General features: G+C 57.9%; 2 protein-coding genes. One reads left to right on the top strand and one right to left on the bottom strand.

Annotation, left to right across the window (positions count from 1 at the left end; all coding sequences use genetic code 11):
- Window positions 1-77 precede the first annotated feature (77 nt).
- Window positions 78-425 (bottom strand): hypothetical protein, encoded by a 348-nt coding sequence (locus tag CXY72_RS19705; protein ID WP_199183889.1) that lies wholly within the window; start codon window positions 423-425, stop codon window positions 78-80.
- 489 nt (window positions 426-914) lie between these two features.
- On the opposite strand from CXY72_RS19705, the gene CXY72_RS00205 reads away from it, so the two are divergent.
- Window positions 915-2,894, top strand: coding sequence for an APC family permease (locus CXY72_RS00205; RefSeq protein ID WP_104125736.1), 1,980 nt, complete (start codon window positions 915-917; stop codon window positions 2,892-2,894).
- The last annotated feature ends 1,047 nt before the right edge of the window (window positions 2,895-3,941 follow it).

Raw genomic sequence — 3,941 nt, 5'->3', positions numbered from 1 at the left:
GCTGCGGTCATGCTGATCTCTACTTTCAGTGATCCCTCATTTTAAGAGGGCCCGCTGTCCGAGATATCCGCGGCAGGTCAGACGGTCCCCAGATACAGCCATCCCGAACCGGTCCGCAGGTAGGTAATGTCGCCGCAGAAGCTGGTTCCCGGGGCGGTCGAGATGACCTCACGCTTCCCGTCCCCGTCGAGCACGTGATTGCGGATGTGCTCGGTTCGAGCGTCAGGATCCATAGTCGTGGTCTTCTTCCATGCCCGCATCCGCACCGCCCGGAGGCCCCGCCCGGTAAGGATGGACCCGACCGTTCCCGTGGCGATACTGACCCCTTCCTGGCCCAGAATCGTGGTGATATGGTCCCGACCAGCCATGCCCTTCTCGCGAGTGAATACGCGCACCACGTGCGCGTCGAGCTCGACGTGACGCACCTGCGTTGGCGTTGGAACGGCCGGTCGCAGCGAGCGGTAGAACGATGCCCGCGAGGCCTTCGGCTTATGGGACGGCAGGAAGTACCGTCTTCGGTATGGACGAGTTATGCGGGCGAGTGCGGAAAAAGCAGAAGTGCTGGTGGAGCGGAAATTGAGTCTAGGGGCGTGACTTCAGGCCACATTCTGTGAGTCCGTCGCTTGCGGGCGGACCTCAACTGTAGCGAGGACGTGAGTGGTGCTGACGGTGCGGTCGTCCGCAAGCGCACGCTCTTTCTAACCGTTCGGGATGGTGTCCGGGGCTATTGGACGCACCGCACAAACCTCCCGTTTAGTCGACGAGATTAGAGGCATGATCAAGGATGCGCATTTGCCGCTGGGAAAGGGGTGACGTTGCCCAATTCCGGCGACTGTCGCCAGGCAACTTTTGAACGTCGTACACTCGACGAGTTGCATGGCCAAATTCCCTCACAAAAAAAGTGATCGAGAGACATGACTGAAGATATTTTCGCGATGCCGGCAAGTGTTCCGGGACCAAAGGTCTATAGCAAGCCTTCGAGTGCGTTAAGTCGATGGATGCTGCGTGACACTGTGCAACCGGTGGGCCCGGAAAGTGGTGAAACCCGTGGTGCCAAGCACCCTTGGTGGAAGGTGATGTGCCTCACGGGTGTGGACTACTTCTCCACTTTGTCGTACCTTCCTGCGATCGCCGCACTTGCCGCCGGTGCATTGTCGCCTTTGGCAACCTTGCTGATTGTCGCTTTGACGCTCTTGGGAATGTTGCCGATGTACCACCGGGTAGCAAAAGAAAGTCCTAACGGCCAAGGCTCCGTCGCGATGCTTGAGCGGTTGCTTCCTTTTTGGTGGGGCAAGCTGTTCGTGCTCGTTCTGCTCGGATTCATAGCGACCTCCTGGATTATCACCATCACCCTCTCGTCGGCGGACGCTACCGTGCACTTACTGGAAAATCCCTACGTCCCCGAAGCGTTCCGAGGTCTGGCCGTGCCCGTCACGGTGCTGTTCCTGCTCATCCTCGGCGGAGTCTTCCTCGTGGGCTTCACCGAGGCAGTTACGATAGCTATCCCCCTCGTAGCTACTTTCCTGGCCTTGAATGCCGTCATTCTCGGCGTTGGCCTCGTGAACATCGTGACTGATCCGGCTACGGTCACCGGCTGGCTCGCCCTCTTGACCGCTACCGGAGGAGGGCTCGGCGGGATCCTCGTGCCGGCTCTTCTAGCCTTTCCGCTGTTGGTGCTCGGCCTGTCTGGTTTCGAGACCGGGGTGAGCATGATGCCGTTGATCGCCGCCACCGGTAAAACTCCCGAGGAACGGTTGAAATCTCGAATTCGGAACACTCGAAAACTTTTGACGGCCGCTGCGGTGATCATGAGTGTCTATCTTCTGTTGAGTAGCTTCGTGACTACTCTGCTTATCCCGGCAGAAAAATTCCAGCAAGGTGGAGAAGCAAATGGTCGCGCACTCGCCTACTTAGCGCATGAGCTGATCGGCAACGGTTTCGGCACCGTTTATGACATCAGCAGTATCCTGATCCTCTGGTTCGCCGGAGCGTCCGCAATGGCGGGCCTGATCAACATCGTGCCTCGCTACCTGCCCGCGTACGGCATGGCGCCGGAATGGAGCCGCGCTGTTCGTCCTGTCGTCCTTGTGTACACCGCCATCAGTATCATTATCACGATTGGCTTCGGCGCTGACGTCAACGCCCAGGCGGGCGCTTACGCAACGGGCATCCTGGCGATGATGGTCTCTGGCGCCTTCGCTGTGACAGTCTCGTGCATCCGACGTAAACGCCGCATTGCTCGCATTGGATTTGCCCTCCTCACCGCTATTTTGCTTTACGCGCTGGTCGAGAACATTCGGGAGAAACCCGACGGGATCGCAATTTCAGCACTGTTCATCCTCGGCATCGTTGTCGTCTCCCTGATCTCCCGAGTCACCCGCACGACAGAGCTGCGCGCGGATCGCATCGAATTCGACGACGAAGCACGCCGTTTCATCAACGATTCACTCCAACTCGACAACAAACTCAACATCGTTGCCCACCGCCGGCAGACGGGCCACACGGCCGAATACGCCGAAAAAGAAGAAGAGCAACGGTGGATCAATCCGATCCCTGGCACCGCAGACATCCTCTTCCTCGAGATCGACGTCGTGGACCCCTCCGAATTTCGCGAAGTTCTCCGGATCAAAGGCGTCGAAATTGACGGGTACCGCGTTCTCCGCACCAGCAGCCCCGCCGCCCCAAATGCAATCGCTGCAATATTGATAGCCCTCCGCGATACAACAGGCGTCCGCCCACACGCATATTTTGAATGGTCTGAAGGCAACCCGCTGATCCACATGTTCCGATACTTACTGCTGGGTCGAGGCGACACCGCACCAGTAGTTCGAGAGATCATAAGAGAAAGCGAAACAAACCCACGCAAACGCCCCGTCATCCATGTTGGAGGCTGAACACGACCAACGCACCGCCGTTCTCGGCCGCAACCAGAAGGCATTGCTCCAGGTCACGCTGTTTCGACAACTCAGCGACGACATCACGCTCGTCCTGCACGAAGCGCCAAAACAGACGAGCACGGGAACAACTCGCAGCGCTGGGAGTGTGTGTCGTGACTCACCGAGTTGGGCACCGGATCGTTGAGTCACACAGATACGAGCCGTCGAAATCAAGGCCAGGTGATCATTCAACATGGATGCCGTCGTCGCCGCGATCGTCTCGACCCAGCGGAGCCAGCGCACTGTCAATCGTGCCCGCCGCTGACACCGTGATCTACACAAACATCGCCCCTTCACAAGATCTAGTGACGCATTTGTCGACGGGCGCCGCCCTGCGACGGAAAAAGAAGTTTCGCAGATGAATCGACTTCGATCTACGAAGTTTCCTTGTTCAGAGTTGCCAGAATTCCCGTCAAATACCCACCCAAATCAACGGTAATCCACCCAACGGACATCCGCTCTAGACCTCGCTGTCTAGCGATCCTGGTCGGGACCGGGCCGCGCCCGGAATCCGCGCGCTGACCAATTTCGACCGCCCCTCTCGCTGTCCCACGGACGGCGAGTAGACACGGCAATTACAATAAGATCAACGAGAATCAACACCACTCGGCGGGACGTGACCTTATGGCCTTCGGCGCAGAGTTGTCTTGGGCGGACAGCATTGAGCTGCGTTACTGACCTCGTCTGCCCTACAACTCTTGATTTGAGCTGAACCAGTAAGGGCCCCTTTTACCGTTCGGTATCCGAGACACGAAACACCTTCGCGCAGCCCCATACTTGTGGCGCGGTGGCCTCTTGGGCGGCGTCACGGTGGGCAAGCCTTCCACTACTGTGAAGGCATGTCCTGGGCAGAACTTATTCTCATTTTGATCGTCCTATTTGCGAGTATCAGCGTGATTGGCGCACTTCGCCGTGTTAACGCCGACTGAAAATAGGGCCACCAACCATTATGGAAGGTGATCAAATTGGATGATTGGGCTGAGATTCGCCACCTGCATTTGACGG

This window comes from Cryobacterium sp. Y57 (assembly GCF_002929505.1).
Taxonomy (GTDB): Bacteria; Actinomycetota; Actinomycetes; order Actinomycetales; family Microbacteriaceae; genus Cryobacterium.
The sequence above is the reverse complement of the archived record's forward strand: the minus strand, read 5'-3'. Positions and strand labels throughout refer to the sequence as shown.

Excerpts from the sequence above, each read along its gene's own strand:
- CXY72_RS00205 (WP_104125736.1), top strand. The coding sequence starts at position 915 with ATGACTGAAGATATTTTCGCGATGCCGGCAAGTGTTCCGGGACCAAAG.